Source organism: Caldimonas sp., from assembly GCF_046289365.1.
Lineage (GTDB): Bacteria > Pseudomonadota > Gammaproteobacteria > Burkholderiales > Burkholderiaceae_C > Caldimonas.
Map to the genome: position 1 here is coordinate 1 of NZ_JBKBVU010000291.1, position 2770 is coordinate 2770.

2 protein-coding genes are annotated in these 2770 nt (G+C 71.0%); one reads left to right on the top strand and one right to left on the bottom strand.

What is annotated here, in order from left to right:
* Positions 1 to 1760: DNA helicase RecQ (gene recQ / locus ACK42S_RS17110; protein ID WP_409710404.1), on the bottom strand; the 1760-nt coding region annotated here is incomplete at its 3' end.
* Here recQ and ACK42S_RS17115 point away from each other — a divergent pair.
* On the top strand, positions 1759 to 2770 hold a 1012-nt coding region (locus ACK42S_RS17115; protein WP_409710400.1), incomplete at its 3' end, for an MFS transporter. The genes recQ and ACK42S_RS17115 overlap by 2 nt on opposite strands.

A 2770-nucleotide genomic window follows, 5' to 3' on the forward strand; every position in this document is an offset into this window, starting at 1 on the left:
TTGAGGGCCCGCAGGCGGGTTTTGGTGTGGGCGTCTAGGTCTGCCGCCGTGGCCCGGGCCGTGGCCTTGCCGCGCAGGCCCACGGCCGTGCGGCCCCGCCCCCCATCGGCGGGCACGCGCAGGCGCAGCGACACCTCGCCGCGCAGCACGGCGCGGGCGCTGTCGGTCAGCGACAGGGTGTTGAACTCGCCCTCGGCCACCACATGGCCCAAGGCCACGAGTTGGCGCAGCACCGAGCGCCACTGCGGCTCCGACAGGTCGGCGCCGATGCCAAAGGTGCTGAGCGCCTCGTGGCCGTACTGCTGCACCTTGGGCGTGCGCTGGCCTCGCAGCACGTCGATGAGATGCCCCGCCCCGAAGCTCCTGGGCCGGAAACGGTAGATGCATGACAGCGCCTTGCGCGCCGCCTCGGTCGCATCCCATGTCGCCGGCGGACTCAGGCAGTTGTCGCAGTTGCCGCAGGGCTCGCTGTCTTCGCCGAAGTAGCCCAGCAGCCGCACGCGCCGGCAGTCGTGCGCCTCGGCCAGGGCCAGCAAGGCGTCGAGCTTGGCACGTTGCACGCGCTTGAACTCCTCGGTGGCCGGGCTGTCGTCGATCATGCGGCGCTGGTTCACCACGTCGGCCAGGCCATAGGCCATCCAGGCCTGGGCGGGCTCGCCGTCGCGCCCGGCGCGGCCGGTCTCCTGGTAGTAGCTCTCGATGTTCTTGGGCAGGTCCAGGTGGGCCACGAAGCGCACATCGGGCTTGTCGATGCCCATGCCGAAGGCGATGGTGGCCACCATCACCAGGCCGTCCTCGCGCAAGAAGCGGTCCTGGTGCTGCTGGCGCACGGCCGCCTCGAGCCCGGCGTGGTAAGGCAGGGCCGGGATGCCCTCGGCGGTGAGCCAGGCGGCCGTCTCTTCCACCTTCTTGCGGCTTTGGCAGTAGACGATGCCGGCCTCGCCCGCATGCTCGGTGCGCAGGAAACGCAGGAGCTGCAGGCGCGGGTTGTCTTTCTCGACGATGTGGTAGCGGATGTTGGGCCGGTCGAAGCTGCTGATGAAGACCCGGGCGTCGTGCAACGCCAGGCGCGCCAGAATGTCGGCGCGGGTGTGCTCGTCGGCCGTGGCCGTCAGCGCGATGCGCGGCACGTCGGGGTAGCGCTCGTGCAGCACCGACAGCCCAAGGTACTCGGCACGGAAGTCGTGGCCCCATTGGCTCACGCAATGGGCCTCGTCGATGGCGAACAGGCTCAGCAGGCCGCGCTCGTGCAGCGAATCGAGCTGGGCCAGGAAGCGCGCAGTGGTCACGCGCTCGGGCGCGGCATACAGCAGCACGAGACGAGCGCTCATCATCTCGCGCTCGACCTGCTGGGTCTGCTCCAGGCTCAGCGTGGAATTCAGGAAGGCGGCGTGCACGCCGGCCTCCTCCAGCGCGCCGACCTGGTCATGCATCAGGGCGATCAGCGGGCTCACCACCACGGTGACACCGCAGCGGCGGCGATGGCGGGCGATGGCTGGCACCTGGTAACACAGGCTCTTGCCCCCGCCGGTGGGCATCAGCACCAGGGCGTCGCCGCCGGCCGTCACATGCTCGACGATCTCAGCCTGGCGGCCACGGAAGGCGGGGTAGCCAAAGACTTCCTGGAGGATGGACAGCGGGTCGCTGGGAGCAGTCACGGGACGGGCAGGAGCGGGGACGGGCCGGCGGGCAAGCCGCGATGCTACGCCAAGCCGGCGCCGCGAGCCCGGACGATCTGGGACAATGAAGACTTCGCCCATGTCCACGCCTGCCCATCGTTTCACGCCCGACGAGCGCCGCGCCAGTGCCTGGCTGGCGGCCATCTTCGCCCTGCGCATGCTGGGGCTCTTCCTCATCCTGGCGGTGTTCGCCGTGCATGCCCGCAGCCTGCCCGGGGCCGAGCAGGTCACGCTGGTGGGCCTGGCGATCGGCATTTACGGTCTCACGCAGGCGGCGCTGCAACTGCCCTTCGGCTGGGCCTCGGACCGCTTCGGCCGCAAACCGGTCATCGTCGCCGGGCTGCTGGTGTTTGCGCTGGGCTCGTTCGTCGCGGCCGCGGCCGAGGGCCTGACGGGCGTGATCGTCGGGCGGGCCCTGCAGGGCGCGGGCGCCGTGTCGGCCGCCGTTACCGCGCTGATCGCCGACAGCACGCGCGAGACCGTGCGCACCAAAGCCATGGCGATGGTGGGCGGCTCCATCGGCCTGGTGTTTGCGCTGTCGCTGGTGGCCGGGCCCTGGCTCTATGCGGCAATCGGCATGGACGGCCTGTTTGCGCTCACCGGCGCCCTGGCCCTGGCGGGCATCGCCGTGGTGCTGTGGCTGGTGCCGGCCGCGCCCCGGCATGCCGCGGCGCCGTCGTCGCTGCGCTGGACCGAGGTGGTGGCTCATCCCGAACTGCTGCGCCTGAACGGCGGCATCTTCGTGCTGCACCTGGTGCAGATGGCGATGTTCGTGGCCGTGCCCGTGGCCCTGGTCGAACACCTTGGGCTGCCGGTGCAGCGCCATGGCTGGGTCTATCTGCCCGTGGTGCTGGCGTCCTTCGTGCTGATGCTGCCGCCGTTGCTGTGGGGCGAACGCGCCGGCCGCGTGCGCGCCGTCTTCCTGGGCAGCGTGGCCTTGCTGGCGCTCACGCTGGCCGGCCTGGGCTGGTGGTGGCAGGTGCCGGCCGCGCTGGTGGGCCTGCTGCTGGCCTTCTTCGTGGGCTTCAACATCCTCGAAGCCTCGCTGCCCTCGCTGGTCTCGCGTGTGGCGCCGCCCTCGGCCAAGGGCC